Origin of the sequence: Gordonia sp. IEGM753 (genome assembly GCF_050321825.1) — a bacterium.
Classification (GTDB): domain Bacteria; phylum Pseudomonadota; class Gammaproteobacteria; order Pseudomonadales; family Pseudomonadaceae; genus Aquipseudomonas.
This window is the reverse complement of sequence record NZ_JBNQGB010000003.1, coordinates 1-15716: the sequence shown is the minus strand read 5'-3', so window position 1 is coordinate 15716 and position 15716 is coordinate 1. Positions and strand designations below refer to the sequence as shown.

Sequence of the window (15716 nt, the reverse complement as noted above, 5' to 3'; positions counted from 1 at the left end):
ATGACCCAGACCCAGACTAATTTGCGTACCGGCCCCGATGCCAACGGCTTGTTTGGCTCCTTCGGCGGCCGCTACGTAGCTGAAACCCTGATGCCACTGGTGCTCGACCTGGCGCGTGAGTACGAACTGGCCAAGGAAGACCCCGCATTCAAAGAAGAACTGGCTTACTTCCAGCGCGACTATGTCGGCCGTCCAAGCCCTCTTTATTACGCTGAGCGTCTGACCGAGTACTGCGGTGGCGCCAAGATTTACCTCAAGCGTGAAGAGCTGAACCACACGGGCGCGCACAAGATCAATAACTGTATCGGCCAGATTCTGTTGGCGCGGCGCATGGGCAAGAAACGCATCATCGCCGAGACCGGCGCTGGCATGCACGGCGTGGCGACGGCGACCGTGGCGGCACGTTTTGGTCTTGATTGCGTGATCTACATGGGCACCACCGACATCGAGCGTCAGCAAGCCAACGTGTTTCGCATGAAGTTGTTGGGGGCTGAAGTGATTCCGGTCGTGGCCGGTACCGGCACCTTGAAAGACGCAATGAACGAAGCGTTGCGCGACTGGGTGACCAACGTCGACAGCACCTTCTATCTGATCGGCACCGTTGCCGGTCCACATCCGTATCCGGCCATGGTTCGTGACTTCCAGGCCGTGATCGGCAAGGAAACCCGCGACCAGATGCAAGCGCAGGAAGGGCGTCTTCCTGACAGCCTGGTGGCGTGCATCGGTGGCGGCTCCAACGCCATGGGCTTGTTCCACCCGTTCCTGGATGACAAAAGCGTCGAGATCATCGGCGTTGAAGCAGCCGGCTACGGCATCGAAACCGGTAAACACGCGGCCAGCCTGAACGGCGGTGTGCCGGGTGTGCTGCACGGTAACCGCACCTTTTTGCTGCAGGACGACGATGGCCAGATCATCGACGCACATTCGATTTCCGCCGGCCTCGACTATCCAGGTATCGGCCCGGAGCACGCCTGGTTGCATGACATCGGCCGCGTTCAATACACCTCGGTGACGGACGACGAAGCCCTTGAGGCGTTCCACAAATGCTGCCGCCTCGAAGGGATTATCCCTGCGCTGGAAACCGCCCATGCCTTGGCCGAAGTGTTCAAGCGTGCACCGAGCCTGCCGAAAGATCACCTGATGGTGGTGAACCTGTCTGGCCGTGGCGACAAAGACATGCAAACCGTGATGCACCATATGGAACAGTCCCAGCAGGAGAAACACTGATGAGCCGCCTGCAAACTCGCTTTGCCGAACTCAAGGAACAAAATCGCGCCGCTCTGGTGACCTTCGTCACTGCGGGTGATCCAAGCTATGACACCTCATTGGCGATCCTGAAAGGCTTGCCCGGTGCAGGCGCCGATGTGATCGAGTTGGGTATGCCTTTTACCGATCCGATGGCTGATGGGCCGGCCATTCAGTTGGCTAACATCCGTGCATTGGGCGCCAAGCAGAACCTGACGAAAACCCTGCAGATGGTTCGCGAGTTTCGCCAAGGTAACAGCGATACGCCGTTGGTGCTGATGGGTTACTTCAACCCGATTCACATGTACGGCGTGCCACGTTTCATCGCCGATGCCAAAGACGCTGGCGTTGACGGTTTGATCGTGGTCGACATGCCTCCGGAGCACAACGGCGAGTTGTGCGATCCGGCACAAGCGGCGGGGCTGGACTTTATTCGCCTGACCACTCCGACCACTGATGACGTACGCCTCCCGACCGTGCTGAACGGCAGCTCCGGTTTTGTCTATTACGTATCGGTTGCGGGTGTGACCGGTGCTGGCGCGGCAACTCTGGAGCACGTCGAGGAAGCCGTCGCCCGTCTGCGCCGTCATACCGACCTGCCGATCAGCATTGGTTTTGGCATTCGCACGCCCGAGCAAGCTGCTGCTATCGCGCGGCTGGCGGACGGCGTGGTAGTGGGCTCGGCATTGATCGATCACATCGCCAATGCATCGACGCCGGATCAAGCCATTGATGGTGTTCTTAGCCTTTGTGCGGCGTTGGCAGATGGCGTGCGTAAAGCGCGAGTCAGCTGAAGGTAAAGTTCCTGATACAGAGGAATTAGCGCCTCGCGGCACACACTAAATAGCAAGACCCGGGGCTTCAGGACTGCGTTCTGAAGCCCTTTTTGCTGTAAGTGCAGTGAGGAAAGATTTGATGAAAATGCCGAAACGTCTGATAGCCAGCCTGGGTGTACTGATGCTCAGTGCCACGCCGTTGCTGCACGCCAGCGCCGATCAGCGCGACGATCACGACCACGGCGGCCCGCAACAAGGGCAGTACGATAATCACGGCAACGGTAACCAAGGAAACGACCATCGTGGTCCGCAGGATAATCATCGTGGTGGGCCGCCGCCGCATGATTTTGGCCCGGTCCGCCAGAACATTCATGACAACCATGGTTACTTTGTACGCGGTGCTCCACCGCCTCCAGGCATTCATCTGGAGCGTGGCCGGCCGTTGCCTCACGGCTATTACGGCGAGCGCCTGGATAACCGCGCGCTGTCACACCTTCCGTATTACCAAGGTTATGAATGGCGCCGTGCGGGTGGCGACATAGTGCTGATCGCCGTGGGAACAGGGATCGTTTATGAAATTCTTGATGGTGTACTGAATTAAAAACGCTGGATAAAGGCTTCGCGACCGGGTCGCGAAGCCTTTTTTATGGGAGTTCCAGTCCGCCCGCCGCTTTGTGCAACTTGCGCAAATGTTCACCCACCTGCTTCAGGTTCGCTTCGTTGGCCGCCATCTCGGCGGCACGGCTTGGTTCCAGCAATGCGCGAACTTCCTTGTCCAGATTGCCGGTCAGTGCCTGTAGCTGTTTCTGCCTCAGGCTGCTTTGCGACTCCAGATGCTGCCACTCGTTGGGCTGCGGCAATCCATAACCGCCGGTATCGAGCAACTCGGCTGGACGACTGAGGAAACCGCTGTTGGCCAGAATCTGCTGCAAAGTCGCATTGGCTTTGTCCATGCCGCCGTTCTTCAATTCACGGGCACCCAGATAACGTTGTTTTACCTCGTCCTGGGCCAGCAGCAACTGTTGACGGAAGGCTGCCTGCTCGAGCAGCAACAAGGCCGCGCTGGTACGCAGGTCTGCCTGGTCGAACCATTGCCGCCGCTCTTCGGCTTTCAGTGATAGCCATTCTTCGACCGTTTTCTGCTTGATCGGCAAATGCTTTTTCAGCACCTCGAACATGGCTTGATAGCGATCGCGGAAAGAGTCGAAGCGATAACCCAGGCGCAGCGCTTCGCGGGGGTCATCGAGTACGCTGGTATCGGCAAGTCCCCGTCCCTTGAGCACTTCCAGCAAACCGTTGGGCATGATGCTGTCCAGGCCAACCAGTTGCGCATTGTTGGTGCCGCTACGAAGCAATTTCAGGCCTTCGACCGCGCAATTGTTGGACAGGAAAAAGTAACTGCCGTCGTAGCTCCAGTGCATTTCGGCCGCGTGTTCCACGACGTCTTCGATCTCGGTGCGGGACAGGTTCAACGGCACGGAGGCGAGGCTGCGCAGCTCGGTTTTGGTGTACTCGTCGATGACTTGGGACAACGGCAGTACAAACAGGCGCGACGGGTATTTGCCCACCAGTCCGTCCCAGCTGGAAAGCTGTACATCGCCAACAAACGCGCGATACGACAACACCAGATGTTGGTCGAGATCCAGTCGGCAGTCCGGCCCGCGTGGCCGACCGGGTGCACAGATCACCAGGCGCAACATGCTGTGGCCCCAACGGCTGACCCAGTTCTGGTTAGCCTCGGCGAGCAAATAATCGACAGCGTAAACGCGTTCTGGATCGACCTGCCCCAGAGGTTGCTTGGCGAAGTCGTTGCCGGCATTGAGGAAGGCGAAGGTTTTGGCGCACGTGTATTTTGCTGGCGGCGCCCAGCCAAAGTGCTCTTTGTAATAGCGATACAGCGCTGGACGTCGGCAGGCGTAGCTTGGGTCGAGGAGGAAGTACTCCATGTTGACCGCGACAAACTCTTTGGGACTGCTGGTTTCGTAAATATCTGGGCTGCGGGCTATCTGGCGGTTGTGCTGCTCACGCTCTCCGCGGCGGCCGACGTATTGCTGCCATCCGGCAAGATCCAGCAAGCGTGGGTCGTCGCTGAGGGTAAAACGTCGATCATTCTGACCGCGACATTGATCGGGAATGCCTACCAGTCCCGAGCTGCTGTTGCGCTGGGTGCAACGTTGAATCAGTTTGCGCTCGGCGTCGGGCCACAAGCGCGAGCGATCATAAATATGGGTGAGTTCGTGCAGGACCGTGGCGAGCATTTCCTGGCGAACGGTGCCGTGCGGGCGATTGGTCTTTTTAGTTGCGGCGCTGCCATCGGTAAGGCTGTCGAGCAGGTTGCGATTCAGGTCGAGTTCGGACACCAGCGACGCTTGGCCATAAGCGTTGCTGGGCATTTTATCGGTCCAGCCGACGTCGATGCGCCGGTCGAGCTTCTCGATGAAGCGTGGCGGCAACGATTGCATGGCTTCATCGAGCAGTGCCTGGCTGGCCTGCTGTTGCGCAGGGCTCAAACCGTCGGTAATGAGCCGTAATTGCAGGCTGGCGTGAGCCGTGTTGCCCAACAGCAAAACGGCCCCGGCCAACAGCCAGGCACTGAGCGACCTCACAGTGCGAGGATAGCTTCAGCGAGCACCTGATCACTGGCGTCGCGAGCTTCCGGCACCCGCGTGCGCAAGGTGTCGAAGGCTGCTTCCAGGTGGGCACCACGAATATCACCATCGCTGGCGACGAAGCTGGCCGCATCGTCATGGGCTTCACGGACGATTTTCGAGTCACGAATGGAGGTTGTGGTATCGGAAGTAAAATCGATGGTGCGCTGGGAGGCGCGAACGATGATGTTACTGGTGGCTACCAGGGTGTGTGCCTGGGCCACGTCGGCCAATAACAACAGGCCAAGGGCGGCAGCAATCAGCGGGCTACGCATGGAACGACTCCGGAGGAACAAGGGGATAACTATTGGACGAGAATTGCCTGTGCCAGTTCAAGATCGCTGGCATGAAGTTTTGGCTGGGTCCGGCGCAGATAAATCAGGGCCGATTCCAGTTGCGCTCCTCGCAGTTGGCCGTCACTGGCGATGAACGCCGCGGCATCATCCTGAGCGGCGATGAGCAGTTTATTGTCGAAGGGCGCAGAGGTCACCATGCTTGTCGCGTAACCGCTCATCACAACGCCTTGCGTGGACAGGTTGAACGCGTCGAAAGCCTGCGCAGCGCTCGACCAACAGGTGGCTATCAACAACGGTGTGAACAATAGTTTTGAAAGAAAACGCATGAGACTCATTAGGTGAAAACGAGTCCCAAGGCTAGCGCAACGCTTGTCCCAGAGCCAGTCGTGAAACATTGGGACACGACAGGCGTGCCCCCGTTTCGTCACTGCTTGTGCTGTTTAGAGCGTCAGAATGGCTTGTGCCAGTTGTGCATCGGTTGCGTTCAATTGCGGCGCTTGATGGCGGATATGGTCCAGCGCGCTTTCCAGTTTTACGCCACGGATCGTGCCTTCGCTGGCCACGAAACTGGCCGCGTCATCTCGGGCAGCCAGTACGATCTTGTCATCGCGAAAGGAGGAGGTCACGTTGGAGGTGGCGTCGGAGGTCGCTTTCAGGGCGCCGACGACTGCATCGGTGGTCACAATGAAACTGGTGGCGTGGGAATTTGCAGCCACGGCGAGCAGGGCTGCAGCGCTGAGCAGACGAAGGCGGGACATGGTGTACTCCTATTGAATGAGAGGTGGCGCAGTGTCTGTTGGATCAGACGCCTGTGGTTCATGGCTCGCCACTTTCTGATTCGATATTAGGCTTGCACGCATCGATTCGAACAGTCCCGTCTGTTACCGATGCCCTTCAGCGCCAAAAGGGTTTATCCATTTCATTTAGGCGATCCGAGTGGCTAAGGCCAAGGTCTGATAACTGCTGATCGTTGAGTTGGCCCAACAAACGCCGGGTCCTGGATCGCTCCAGGCTGGCGAAAATCCCTCTGATCAATCTCACAGGCAAGCGCGAACGGGTTTTTTCGGGGGCGCTTGTATTGAGAACATCCAGTAAGTGTTTCATGGCGCGGTCCTTTTGCGGGCAGGTTGTTCATCAATACTGATCCCCCCGTACTGCCCACGACAGACACACCAGTGCTTAATTGTACTGGTTCAGTTAGCCAATAAATAAAACTGTACCTGTGTTTCGCTGGCCCTACTGTATATGTGCTTTCGGTGGTCTCATAACGACAAAACCCGCCGTGGTTTCCCACGACGGGTTTTGTTTGTTCAATTCGGGTTGCTGGCGGTGGACCCTACAGGTCAGAGCCAGCGACGCTACTTAGCGCCAGAACGGCTTGCTCAGCTCTTCGTAGCGTTGTGCTTCGCTAATCCCGGCATCTGCCAGCAAACGCGAATCCAGACGAGCCAATTGATGGCGGCTGGAGATGCGGCGCTGCCACAACATCAGGTTGGCGATAACGCGAAGAGGCATCGAAGCCTGGGTTTTTGCAGCGGTATCTTCGAAGAACAGTTCGGAACTGAGTGTACGTTCCATGGTTGACATCCTTCCGCTTGTGGCGGGATTAGGTAGTGGTTTAACTGATGCCAATGATCCTCTCGTTTGGCCAGTCTCTCTAGATACAGTTCACTTGTATTGTGAGGGACCAGTTAACTGTTAATAGAGGGTGTACTGGTCTAAATTGAGGCAACTGTACCTGTCTGCACCAATATAGAGCAATTATAGGTTTTGAGAGGGGAAGTTGAGGTGTTTAGGCTGAAAAAACACCAGTACAGCAGTACAGTTTTTGCAAGGTTAGGGCGTTGCAATAGCCGGCTGACGAAACTGTGTTTGCGTCAGCCGCTATCTGTACCTTTTACACCGCCAGCATGCGCCCGGTTTCTTCCAGGTTCATGTGCCAGCTCAGGGCCTCGCGCAGGATATGCGGGGTATGGCCGCCCAGTGCACTGGCCGCGGTAAAGTAGTCATTCAGCGCTTGGCGATAATCCGGATGCACACAGTTGTCGATGATCACTCGGGCCCGCTCGCGGGGTGCCAGGCCGCGTAAATCCGCGAGGCCGACTTCGGTAACGAGGATGTCGACGTCATGTTCGGTATGGTCAACGTGACTGACCATCGGCACCACGCTGGAGATTGCGCCGCCCTTGGCGATCGACTTGGTCACAAAAATCGCCAGGTGCGCGTTGCGCGCGAAATCCCCGGAGCCGCCAATGCCGTTCATCATCCGCGTACCGCAGACATGGGTGGAGTTGACGTTGCCGTACAAGTCGAACTCCAGGGCGGTGTTGATACCAATGATACCCAGGCGCCGAACCACTTCCGGGTGGTTGGAGATTTCCTGGGGACGCAGCACCAGTTTGTCTTTATAGCGTTCGAGATTGCCGAAGACATCGGCATTGCGCCGGCTCGACAAGGTGATCGAGCTGCCCGAGGCAAAGCTCAGTTTGCCGGCGTCGATCAGATCGAACGTCGAGTCCTGCAGGACTTCGGAATACATGGTCAGGTCTTCAAACGGCGAATCGATCAGGCCGCACATTACCGAATTGGCGATAGTGCCAATACCGGCCTGCAACGGACCGAGCTTGTTGGTCATACGGCCAGCGGCGACTTCTTCTTTGAAAAAATCAATCAGATGATCAGCGATGGCTTGGGTATCGACGTCTGGTGGCAGTACGGTGGATGCAGAGTCCGGCTGATTGGTGATGACAATCGCCACGATTTTTTCCGGTGGAATCGGGATGGCAGTGCTGCCAATACGATCGTCGACTTTTACCAGAGGGATCGGCGTGCGCGTCGGACGGTACGTCGGTATATAGATGTCATGCAAACCCTCCAGATTCGGGTTGTGCGCAAGGTTGATCTCGACGATCACATGTTTGGCAAAAATGGCGAAGCTTGCCGAGTTGCCGACGGAGGTCGTCGGCACGATATGGCCTTGTTCGGTGATGGCCACGGCTTCAATCACCGCGATGTCAGGCAGTTTGAGCTGCTGGTTGCGCAGTTGCTCCACGGTTTCCGACAAGTGCTGGTCGATGAACATCACTTCGCCGGCGTTGATTGCCTTGCGCAACGTGCTATCGACCTGGAATGGCATGCGCCGAGACAATACGCCGGCTTCGGTCAGCTGTTTATCGAGGTCGTTGCCCAGGCTCGCGCCGGTCATCAAAGTGATTTTCAGAGGTGTGATTTTGGCGCGCTCGGCCAGTGCGTGGGGCACGGCTTTGGCTTCGCCGGCGCGGGTGAAGCCGCTCATGCCGACGGTCATGCCGTCCTCAATCAGAGCAGCAGCGTCAGCGGCGCTCATCACCTTATCCAACAACGAAGGCAAACGAATACGATCACGGTACATGGATTGTTATCTCGGGCAACGGAAGCAAGGTGTGCAGTCTAGTGATTTCAAGAAAATTCCTCCCGCTACCATGGTCGAATGCAGACGACTGATTTAGAGCCTTTGGTCGGGTTTCATGAGGAATAAAAAAACCCCAGCCTACTAAAGGCTGAGGTTTTGGGTATTGCGTTGGAGCAGGTTTTACTCGACGGCTTTAACCATATCTTCGATGACCTTTTTAGCGTCGCCGAACACCATCATGGTTTTATCGAGGTAGAACAGTTCGTTGTCCAGACCGGCATAGCCGCTGGCCATCGAGCGCTTGTTGACGATGATGGTCTTGGCTTTGAACGCCTCAAGAATCGGCATGCCGGCAATTGGCGACTTCGGATCGTTCTTCGCCGCCGGGTTGACCACGTCGTTCGCGCCGAGCACCAACACCACATCGGCCTGGCCGAATTCGGAGTTGATGTCTTCCATCTCGAACACCTGGTCGTAAGGCACTTCGGCCTCGGCCAGCAACACGTTCATGTGGCCCGGCATCCGGCCGGCAACCGGGTGAATCGCGTACTTCACGGTGACGCCGCGATGGGTCAGTTTCTCGGTCAGTTCTTTCAATGCGTGCTGCGCCCGCGCTACCGCCAAGCCGTAGCCTGGCACGATGATCACGGTGTCGGCGTTGGTCAGCAGGAAGGTTGCGTCATCAGCCGAACCGGATTTGACCGGGCGTGCTTCCTTGGCGCCGGCAGGACCCGCGTCGGCCGTATTGCCGAAACCGCCCAGCAGTACATTAAAGAAGGAGCGGTTCATCGCCTTGCACATGATGTACGAGAGGATCGCGCCGCTCGAACCCACCAGCGAACCGGCAATGATCAGCATCGAGTTGTTCAACGAGAAGCCGATACCGGCCGCCGCCCATCCCGAATAGCTGTTGAGCATCGACACCACTACCGGCATGTCGGCGCCGCCAATCGGGATGATGATCAGCACACCCAGCACGAAGGCCAAGGCCAACATCAGCGCGAAGGCACTGAGGTTGCCAGTGAGCATGAAAGCAATGCCGAGTGCCAATGTCGCCAGGCCCAGCACCAGATTCAGTTTGTGCTGGCCGCCGAACTGTACCGGTGCGCCTTGAAACAGGCGGAACTTGTACTTGCCAGACAACTTGCCGAACGCAATCACCGAACCCGAGAAGGTGATCGCACCGATGGCGGCGCCCAGGAACAGCTCCAAACGGTTGCCGGCAGGAATCGAATCACCCAGTTGCTTGACGATGCCCAGCGACTGCGGCTCGACGACGGCGGCGATAGCAATGAACACCGCGGCCAGACCAATCATGCTGTGCATGAAGGCAACCAGTTCCGGCATCTTGGTCATTTCAACGCGTTTGGCCATGATCGAGCCGGCAGTGCCGCCAACCAACAGGCCGACGATGACGTAGCCGATGCCCGCCGTCGCCAGCTCAGCGCCCAGCTTATAGATGAGGCCAACGGTGGTGAGAATGGCCAGACCCATGCCGAGCATGCCGAACAGGTTGCCGCGTCGGGAAGTCGTCGGGTGTGACAGGCCTTTAAGCGCCTGGATAAAGCAGATCGACGCGATCAGGTAGAGCGTCGTGACAAGGTTCATGCTCATTACTTGGGCGCCTCTTCTTTTACTTTCGGGGCTTTTTTCTTGAACATCTCAAGCATCCTGCGGGTGACCAGGAAGCCACCGAATACGTTGACCGCCGCCAGGGCTACGGCCAGGGTGCCCATGGTTTTGCCCAGCGGCGTTACGGTCAACGCCGCTGCCAGCATGGCGCCGACGATCACGATCGCCGAGATGGCGTTGGTGACAGCCATCAATGGTGTGTGCAGTGCAGGTGTAACGTTCCAGACCACGTGGTAACCGACATAAATCGCCAGCACGAAGATGATCAGGTTGTAGATACCGGGGGAGATAAGCTCTTCCATCGTCTGAATCCCTGCTTAGGCGTTTTTGCGGATGACTTGGCCGTCGCGGCACATCAGGCACGCGGCGACGATGTCGTCTTCGAGGTTGATCTCGAACTGGCCTTCCTTGTTGAAGACCAGTTTCAGGAAGTCCAGCAGGTTGCGTGCATACAACGCCGAAGCGTCTGCCGCGACTGCGCCCGCCAGGTTGGTTGGGCCGCAAATGGTTACGCCATTTTCGACAACCACCTGATCGGCCACGGTCAGCGGACAGTTGCCGCCCTGAGCCGCGGCCAGGTCGATGACCACCGAGCCGGGCTTCATCTGGGCCACGGTTTCGGCGCTCAACAGCGTCGGCGCCTTGCGGCCGGGAATCAGTGCGGTGGTGATGACGATGTCGGCCAGTTTGGCGCGCTCGTGCACGGCCACCGCCTGACGCTGCATCCAGCTCGCCGGCATTGGGCGTGCGTAGCCGCCGACACCGACGGCGCATTCACGCTCCTCGTCAGTCTCGTAGGGCACGTCGACGAACTTGGCGCCGAGCGATTCGATTTGCTCTTTTACCGCGGGGCGTACATCAGACGCTTCGATCACCGCACCCAGACGTTTCGCCGTAGCAATTGCCTGCAAACCGGCCACGCCAGCGCCGAGGATCAACACGCGCGCCGCTTTCACGGTGCCTGCAGCGGTCATCAGCATCGGCATGAAGCGTGGGTAGTGATGGGCGGCCAACAACACGGCTTTATAACCGGCGATGTTGGCTTGCGACGACAGCACATCCAGGCTCTGGGCGCGAGAAGTCCGCGGTGCGGCCTCCAGCGCGAACGCGGTAATGCCGCACTCGGCCATCTTGGCGATGGTTTCATTGCTGAACGGATTGAGCATTCCCACCACAACGGTGCCGCTCTTTATCAGCGCCAGTTCGTTGTCGCTGGGCGCGACCACCTTGAGAATCAGTTCTGCACCAAACGCATCGTTGGCGCTGCCAATCGTTGCGCCTGCCGCTTCATAAGCACTGTCGACAACACTGGCAGTAACGCCGGCGCCGGTTTGTACAGTGACTTTATGACCTTGGCCGATCAGCTTCTTGATGGTTTCCGGGGTTGCAGCAACCCGCGTTTCACCCGTCTGGGTTTCGAGAGGAACACCAATGTGCACGTCAAATCTCCTGCGTGATCTTATTGAGTAAACCCATGCACTACGGATGGTGCAGCTGGGGCGGCCGATCAGCACGATCCCGCCAAATCAGGGCGGGGCGCGGCATTTTGCAGGCGAACTTTGTGGCCTTCAAGGGATTATGATGCGTGACGGAAAATTAACTACAAGTCACCCCGTGACCGAATGTCGCAACCAAACAGTTAAATCCCTTATATAACGTGGCTTGTAAGCGGTTTATCCGAATTTAAAGAATTTATTCATCGGCTGGGTGAATGGCCGTCCATAGCGACGGAACTAGAGGCTCAACGCCACGCCATCCGGCGCTTGTGGGACGTTTGTACCGTCTATGAGTACAGTCTGTTTAAATGCGACAAATAGTTATATCTGTAGGGCTTTTGATTTTCTGACTACGAGGTCAGTAAACTCCGCGAGCCTTTATTCTTCAAGGCTGTAGCTGTGCGCTTGCCCCATCAGCCAATCGCGGAAAGCCTTCAAAGACGCCGATTCGACTTTTCGCTCGGGAATCATCAAGTAATAAGCCTTGATACTGGATAACGCCTGAGTGTTCGCAATCACCAGCCGCTTCTCGGCCAATTCACGTTGAATAAGGAATGGCGGAATCAGTGCGACACCCATGTCGTGCATCGCCGCTTGAGCAAGCATGGAGAATAGCTCGTACCTTGGACCTGTCATGTCGCGAGGGATATTCAAGCCCTGCGAGTTGAACCACTGTCGCCAGGCATAGGGTCGCGTGGTTTGCTGCAGCAGCGGCAATTCGGCAATTCTATCGGCGCTTAGTCGAGTCTCTCTTTGCAGTAGGTTGGGACTGCACACCGGCATCGGATTTTCGCCCATCAGCCTGTGGGATTCAGTACCGGACCAATCCGCGTCGCCGAAATAAATAGCCGCGTCGAAGTGGGTGTCGGCGAACAGAAAGGGCCGCGTGCGGTTGGTCAGGTTGACTGTCACTTCGGGATGCTTCTGCTGAAAGTCCTTCAGTCTGGGCAGCAGCCACTGAGTACCAAAAGTGGGGACCACAGCAAGTTCGATGACGTTGGCACCTTGCTGGCCCATGATCGACAAGGTGTCTCGTTCGACAGCATCCAGTTGCGTAGCGACTCGGCGGCTGTAAGACAGGCCGGCCTCCGTCAGTTTGACCCCGCGTCGTGAACGTCGAAACAACTCCACGCTGAGGAACTCTTCCAGGCTGGCAATCTGCCGGCAAATCGCCCCTTGAGTCAGCGAAAGCTCCTGCGCGGCTTTGGTAAAACTCTCATGACGTGCGGCCGCTTCAAAGCTGATCAGGGCGGTGGTGCTGGGTATCTTCCTGCGCATGTACTCCAACCTCACTAATACATCGTAAAAAGGTGGTTTTGCGACGTTTCGGAGTGAGAAATTATCACAACAGTATGCAAAATCCTCGTTTGCGGTGACGCATCACCCGGCCTAGGATCAGTCCACGTTATTTGACCCGATTCGAGAGGACTTATTCATGGCCGGTAAAGCTAGCTTCAACTGGATCGATCCGCTGCTGCTGGATCAACAGCTCACCGAAGAAGAGCGCATGATTCGCGACACTGCTGAGCAATTTGCTCAGCAGAAGCTGGCGCCGCGTGTGCTCGAAGCTTTCCGACATGAAAAGACTGACCCGGCAATCTTCCGCGAAATGGGAGAAGTAGGTCTGTTGGGCGCGACCATTCCCGAGCAGTACGGCGGTAGTGGTTTGAATTACGTCAGCTACGGTCTGATTGCTCGTGAGGTTGAGCGGGTCGACTCGGGCTATCGATCGATGATGAGTGTTCAGTCTTCGCTGGTAATGGTGCCCATCAACGAATTTGGTACTGAAGCCCAGAAGCAAAAATACCTGCCAAAACTGGCGACCGGCGAGTGGATCGGTTGCTTCGGCCTGACCGAGCCTAACCATGGTTCCGATCCGGGCGCGATGATCACTCGTGCACGTAAGGTCGAGGGCGGTTATAGCCTGACCGGCAGCAAGATGTGGATCACCAACAGTCCGATTGCCGATGTGTTTGTGGTTTGGGGCAAAGACGATGCGGGTGACATTCGCGGCTTCGTTCTGGAGAAGGGTTGGAAGGGCCTGAGCGCTCCTGCAATCCATGGCAAGGTTGGCCTGCGTGCATCCATCACCGGTGAAATCGTCATGGACAACGTGTTCGTTCCTGAAGAGAACATCTTCCCGGACGTCCGTGGTTTGAAAGGCCCTTTTACCTGCCTTAATTCTGCACGTTACGGCATTTCCTGGGGTGCGCTGGGTGCCGCCGAGTTCTGCTGGCACACCGCACGCCAGTACACGCTCGATCGCCAGCAGTTCGGTCGCCCATTGGCCGCCACTCAGTTGATCCAGAAAAAACTGGCCGACATGCAGACCGAAATCACCATGGCGCTGCAAGGGTGCCTGCGCCTGGGCCGTATGAAAGATGAAGGCACGGCGGCAGTCGAGATTACCTCGATGATGAAGCGCAACTCCTGTGGCAAGTCTCTGGACATCGCTCGTATGGCGCGTGACATGTTGGGTGGTAACGGTATTTCCGACGAGTTCGGCGTTGCCCGCCACTTGGTCAACCTTGAAGTGGTGAATACCTATGAAGGTACACATGACGTCCATGCGCTGATCCTTGGTCGCGCGCAGACCGGCATTCAAGCGTTCTATTAATAGGAGAACGGCCATGGGCGCGCTTTCGCATTTACGGGTACTGGATTTATCGCGGGTGCTCGCCGGGCCTTGGGCCGGGCAAATTCTCGCGGACCTTGGCGCTGAAGTGATCAAGGTAGAGCGCCCGGGCAATGGTGATGACACGCGCGCCTGGGGGCCTCCTTTTCTGAAAGACGCTTATGGCGAGAACACCAGCGAAGCGGCGTATTACTTGTCTGCTAATCGCAACAAGCAATCCGTCACCATCGATTTCACGCGCCCGGAAGGCCAGCAGCTGGTGCGTGAATTGGCTGCCAAGTCGGACATCTTGATCGAGAATTTCAAGGTGGGCGGCTTGGCCGCTTATGGGTTGGACTATGCGTCGTTGAAGGCACTCAATCCGAATCTGATCTATTGCTCAATCACCGGTTTCGGTCAGACCGGGCCGTACGCCAAGCGTGCGGGCTATGACTTCATGATTCAGGGGTTGGGCGGCTTGATGAGTCTGACTGGCCGCCCGGAGGGAGATGAGGGTGCCGGGCCGGTGAAAGTCGGCGTGGCGCTGACAGATATTCTGACGGGGCTTTATTCAACGGTAGCGATTCTAGCGGCGCTTGCGCACCGCAATAATGAAGGTGGCGGTCAGCATATAGATATGGCGCTGCTGGATGTGCAGGTGGCTTGCCTGGCCAATCAGGCGATGAACTACCTGACCACAGGCAATGCGCCTAAGCGCCTGGGGAATGCTCATCCGAACATCGTGCCTTATCAGGACTTTCCAACGGCGGATGGTGATTTCATCCTTACCGTGGGAAATGATGGGCAGTTCCGCAAATTTGCGGAGGTGGCTGGCCAGCCGCAGTGGGCAGATGACCCACGCTTTGCAACCAACAAGCTGCGCGTGGCGAACAGGGTGTTGCTGATTCCGCTGATCCGCCAGGCCACCGTGTTCAAGACCACAGCTGAGTGGGTTGTGCAGTTGGAACAGGCTGGCGTGCCTTGCGGGCCGATTAATGACCTGGCCCAAGTGTTTGCCGATCCTCAGGTCAAGTCGCGTGGGTTGGCGATCGAGTTGCCGCACGTATTGGCTGGAAGGGTGCCCCAGGTAGCGAGTCCAATACGGCTGTCGGAAACGCCGGTCGAATACCGCAATGCGCCTCCCTTGCTAGGTGAGCATACGTTGGAGGTTCTGCAGCGGGTGCTGGGTCTGGAGGCAAGCGCGGTGGCAGCGTTCAAGGATGCGGGAGTGCTCTGAGGGTTTCTTCTATATAGAGGGGCGAAACATAGAGGGGCGAAACGGGTTCGTTTCCGACGTTGCGCAAGTTATTGAAAGAAAAGCGTAATTAGGTGTTGACGGGAAATCCTGGACGTCTATAATTCGCCCCACTTCCGGCGCAGTCGAAACGGAAAACTCCTTGGTAAACAATGAGTTACGCAGTTTTCGGCAGTGAGTTGCTTCAGGTCATCGAAGCCGAAAGGGAGTTGAAAAAGAGGTGTTGACAGCAGCGAGTAACGCTGTAGAATTCGCCTCCCGCTGACGAGAGATCGAAAGCGCAAGTGGTTGAAGTTGTTGAAGAAACCTTCGAAAACTTCTGAAAATAACCACTTGACAGCAACAGAGGCTGCTGTAGAATGC

Annotated in this window: 17 protein-coding genes; 5 read left to right on the top strand and 12 right to left on the bottom strand. The window is 57.1% G+C overall.

Annotation, left to right across the window (positions count from 1 at the left end; translation table 11 throughout):
- The 3 genes from trpB to ACQR3R_RS16975 all read left to right on the top strand — a co-directional run bounded on the left by trpB (position 1) and on the right by ACQR3R_RS16975 (position 2622).
- Positions 1–1227: a tryptophan synthase subunit beta gene (trpB, locus tag ACQR3R_RS16985; RefSeq protein ID WP_428273471.1), complete on the top strand. Its 1227-nt coding sequence runs from the start codon at positions 1–3 to the stop codon at positions 1225–1227.
- The gene (gene trpA, locus ACQR3R_RS16980) at positions 1227–2039 is read left to right on the top strand and encodes a tryptophan synthase subunit alpha (protein ID WP_428273469.1); all 813 of its coding nucleotides are present in this window, start codon (positions 1227–1229) and stop codon (positions 2037–2039) included. The genes trpB and trpA overlap by 1 nt, the downstream gene beginning before the upstream one ends.
- Positions 2040–2160: 121 nt before the next feature.
- On the top strand, positions 2161–2622 hold the full coding sequence (locus ACQR3R_RS16975; protein WP_428273467.1) for an anti-virulence regulator CigR family protein: 462 nt from the start codon (positions 2161–2163) through the stop codon (positions 2620–2622).
- 43 nt (positions 2623–2665) lie between these two features.
- Here the strand turns inward: ACQR3R_RS16975 and ACQR3R_RS16970 are convergent, their stop codons facing one another.
- The 11 genes from ACQR3R_RS16970 to ACQR3R_RS16920 all read right to left on the bottom strand — a co-directional run bounded on the left by ACQR3R_RS16970 (position 2666) and on the right by ACQR3R_RS16920 (position 12762).
- Positions 2666–4627 carry a DUF7844 domain-containing protein gene (locus ACQR3R_RS16970; protein WP_428273465.1) on the bottom strand — a complete coding sequence of 654 codons (1962 nt, stop codon included), beginning with the start codon at positions 4625–4627 and terminating at the stop codon, positions 2666–2668.
- Positions 4624–4944, bottom strand: coding sequence for a DUF2388 domain-containing protein (locus ACQR3R_RS16965; protein WP_428273463.1), 321 nt, complete (start codon positions 4942–4944; stop codon positions 4624–4626). Before ACQR3R_RS16965 ends, ACQR3R_RS16970 begins: the two co-directional genes overlap by 4 nt.
- Before the next feature lie 29 nt (positions 4945–4973).
- Positions 4974–5291: a DUF2388 domain-containing protein gene (locus ACQR3R_RS16960; RefSeq protein ID WP_428273461.1), complete on the bottom strand. Its 318-nt coding sequence runs from the start codon at positions 5289–5291 to the stop codon at positions 4974–4976.
- A gap of 114 nt (positions 5292–5405) precedes the next feature.
- A complete protein-coding gene (locus ACQR3R_RS16955) occupies positions 5406–5723 on the bottom strand; it encodes a DUF2388 domain-containing protein (RefSeq protein WP_428273459.1) in 318 nt (105 codons plus the stop codon).
- Positions 5724–5859: 136 nt separating this feature from the next.
- Positions 5860–6069, bottom strand: coding sequence for a YjiS-like domain-containing protein (locus ACQR3R_RS16950; RefSeq protein WP_428273457.1), 210 nt, complete (start codon positions 6067–6069; stop codon positions 5860–5862).
- 258 nt (positions 6070–6327) lie between these two features.
- Positions 6328–6543: a DUF1127 domain-containing protein gene (locus ACQR3R_RS16945; protein WP_007902752.1), complete on the bottom strand. Its 216-nt coding sequence runs from the start codon at positions 6541–6543 to the stop codon at positions 6328–6330.
- A gap of 319 nt (positions 6544–6862) precedes the next feature.
- Positions 6863–8356 carry a succinyl-CoA:acetate CoA-transferase ScpC gene (locus ACQR3R_RS16940; protein ID WP_428273455.1) on the bottom strand — a complete coding sequence of 498 codons (1494 nt, stop codon included), beginning with the start codon at positions 8354–8356 and terminating at the stop codon, positions 6863–6865.
- Between the two features lie 180 nt (positions 8357–8536).
- On the bottom strand, positions 8537–9970 hold the full coding sequence (locus ACQR3R_RS16935) for an NAD(P)(+) transhydrogenase (Re/Si-specific) subunit beta (RefSeq protein WP_428273453.1): 1434 nt from the start codon (positions 9968–9970) through the stop codon (positions 8537–8539).
- Positions 9970–10290 carry an NAD(P) transhydrogenase subunit alpha part 2 gene (locus ACQR3R_RS16930; protein WP_003187417.1) on the bottom strand — a complete coding sequence of 107 codons (321 nt, stop codon included), beginning with the start codon at positions 10288–10290 and terminating at the stop codon, positions 9970–9972. The genes ACQR3R_RS16935 and ACQR3R_RS16930 overlap by 1 nt, the downstream gene beginning before the upstream one ends.
- A gap of 15 nt (positions 10291–10305) precedes the next feature.
- The gene (locus tag ACQR3R_RS16925) at positions 10306–11427 is read right to left on the bottom strand and encodes a Re/Si-specific NAD(P)(+) transhydrogenase subunit alpha (protein ID WP_428273450.1); all 1122 of its coding nucleotides are present in this window, start codon (positions 11425–11427) and stop codon (positions 10306–10308) included.
- Between the two features lie 435 nt (positions 11428–11862).
- Positions 11863–12762, bottom strand: coding sequence for a LysR substrate-binding domain-containing protein (locus ACQR3R_RS16920; RefSeq protein ID WP_428273448.1), 900 nt, complete (start codon positions 12760–12762; stop codon positions 11863–11865).
- A 157-nt stretch (positions 12763–12919) separates the two neighbouring features.
- Between ACQR3R_RS16920 and ACQR3R_RS16915 the strand changes: the two genes are divergently transcribed.
- Positions 12920–14101, top strand: a complete 1182-nt coding sequence (locus ACQR3R_RS16915) for an acyl-CoA dehydrogenase family protein (RefSeq protein WP_428273446.1) — start codon at positions 12920–12922, stop codon at positions 14099–14101.
- Positions 14102–14114: 13 nt separating this feature from the next.
- On the top strand, positions 14115–15335 hold the full coding sequence (locus ACQR3R_RS16910; protein WP_428273444.1) for a CoA transferase: 1221 nt from the start codon (positions 14115–14117) through the stop codon (positions 15333–15335).
- Between the two features lie 116 nt (positions 15336–15451).
- Here the strand turns inward: ACQR3R_RS16910 and ACQR3R_RS16905 are convergent.
- The coding region (locus ACQR3R_RS16905; RefSeq protein ID WP_428273442.1) for a hypothetical protein at positions 15452–15716 on the bottom strand (265 nt) is incomplete at its 5' end.

Coding starts and splice junctions, on each gene's coding strand:
- ACQR3R_RS16950 (WP_428273457.1), bottom strand. CDS start 6,069: ATGAAACACTTACTGGATGTTCTCAATACAAGCGCCCCCGAAAAAACC.
- ACQR3R_RS16920 (WP_428273448.1), bottom strand. CDS start 12,762: ATGCGCAGGAAGATACCCAGCACCACCGCCCTGATCAGCTTTGAAGCG.
- ACQR3R_RS16945 (WP_007902752.1), bottom strand. CDS start 6,543: ATGGAACGTACACTCAGTTCCGAACTGTTCTTCGAAGATACCGCTGCA.
- ACQR3R_RS16940 (WP_428273455.1), bottom strand. CDS start 8,356: ATGTACCGTGATCGTATTCGTTTGCCTTCGTTGTTGGATAAGGTGATG.
- ACQR3R_RS16960 (WP_428273461.1), bottom strand. CDS start 5,291: ATGCGTTTTCTTTCAAAACTATTGTTCACACCGTTGTTGATAGCCACC.
- ACQR3R_RS16930 (WP_003187417.1), bottom strand. CDS start 10,290: ATGGAAGAGCTTATCTCCCCCGGTATCTACAACCTGATCATCTTCGTG.
- trpB (WP_428273471.1), top strand. CDS start 1: ATGACCCAGACCCAGACTAATTTGCGTACCGGCCCCGATGCCAACGGC.
- trpA (WP_428273469.1), top strand. CDS start 1,227: ATGAGCCGCCTGCAAACTCGCTTTGCCGAACTCAAGGAACAAAATCGC.
- ACQR3R_RS16955 (WP_428273459.1), bottom strand. CDS start 5,723: ATGTCCCGCCTTCGTCTGCTCAGCGCTGCAGCCCTGCTCGCCGTGGCT.
- ACQR3R_RS16965 (WP_428273463.1), bottom strand. CDS start 4,944: ATGCGTAGCCCGCTGATTGCTGCCGCCCTTGGCCTGTTGTTATTGGCC.
- ACQR3R_RS16975 (WP_428273467.1), top strand. CDS start 2,161: ATGAAAATGCCGAAACGTCTGATAGCCAGCCTGGGTGTACTGATGCTC.
- ACQR3R_RS16935 (WP_428273453.1), bottom strand. CDS start 9,970: ATGAGCATGAACCTTGTCACGACGCTCTACCTGATCGCGTCGATCTGC.
- ACQR3R_RS16910 (WP_428273444.1), top strand. CDS start 14,115: ATGGGCGCGCTTTCGCATTTACGGGTACTGGATTTATCGCGGGTGCTC.
- ACQR3R_RS16915 (WP_428273446.1), top strand. CDS start 12,920: ATGGCCGGTAAAGCTAGCTTCAACTGGATCGATCCGCTGCTGCTGGAT.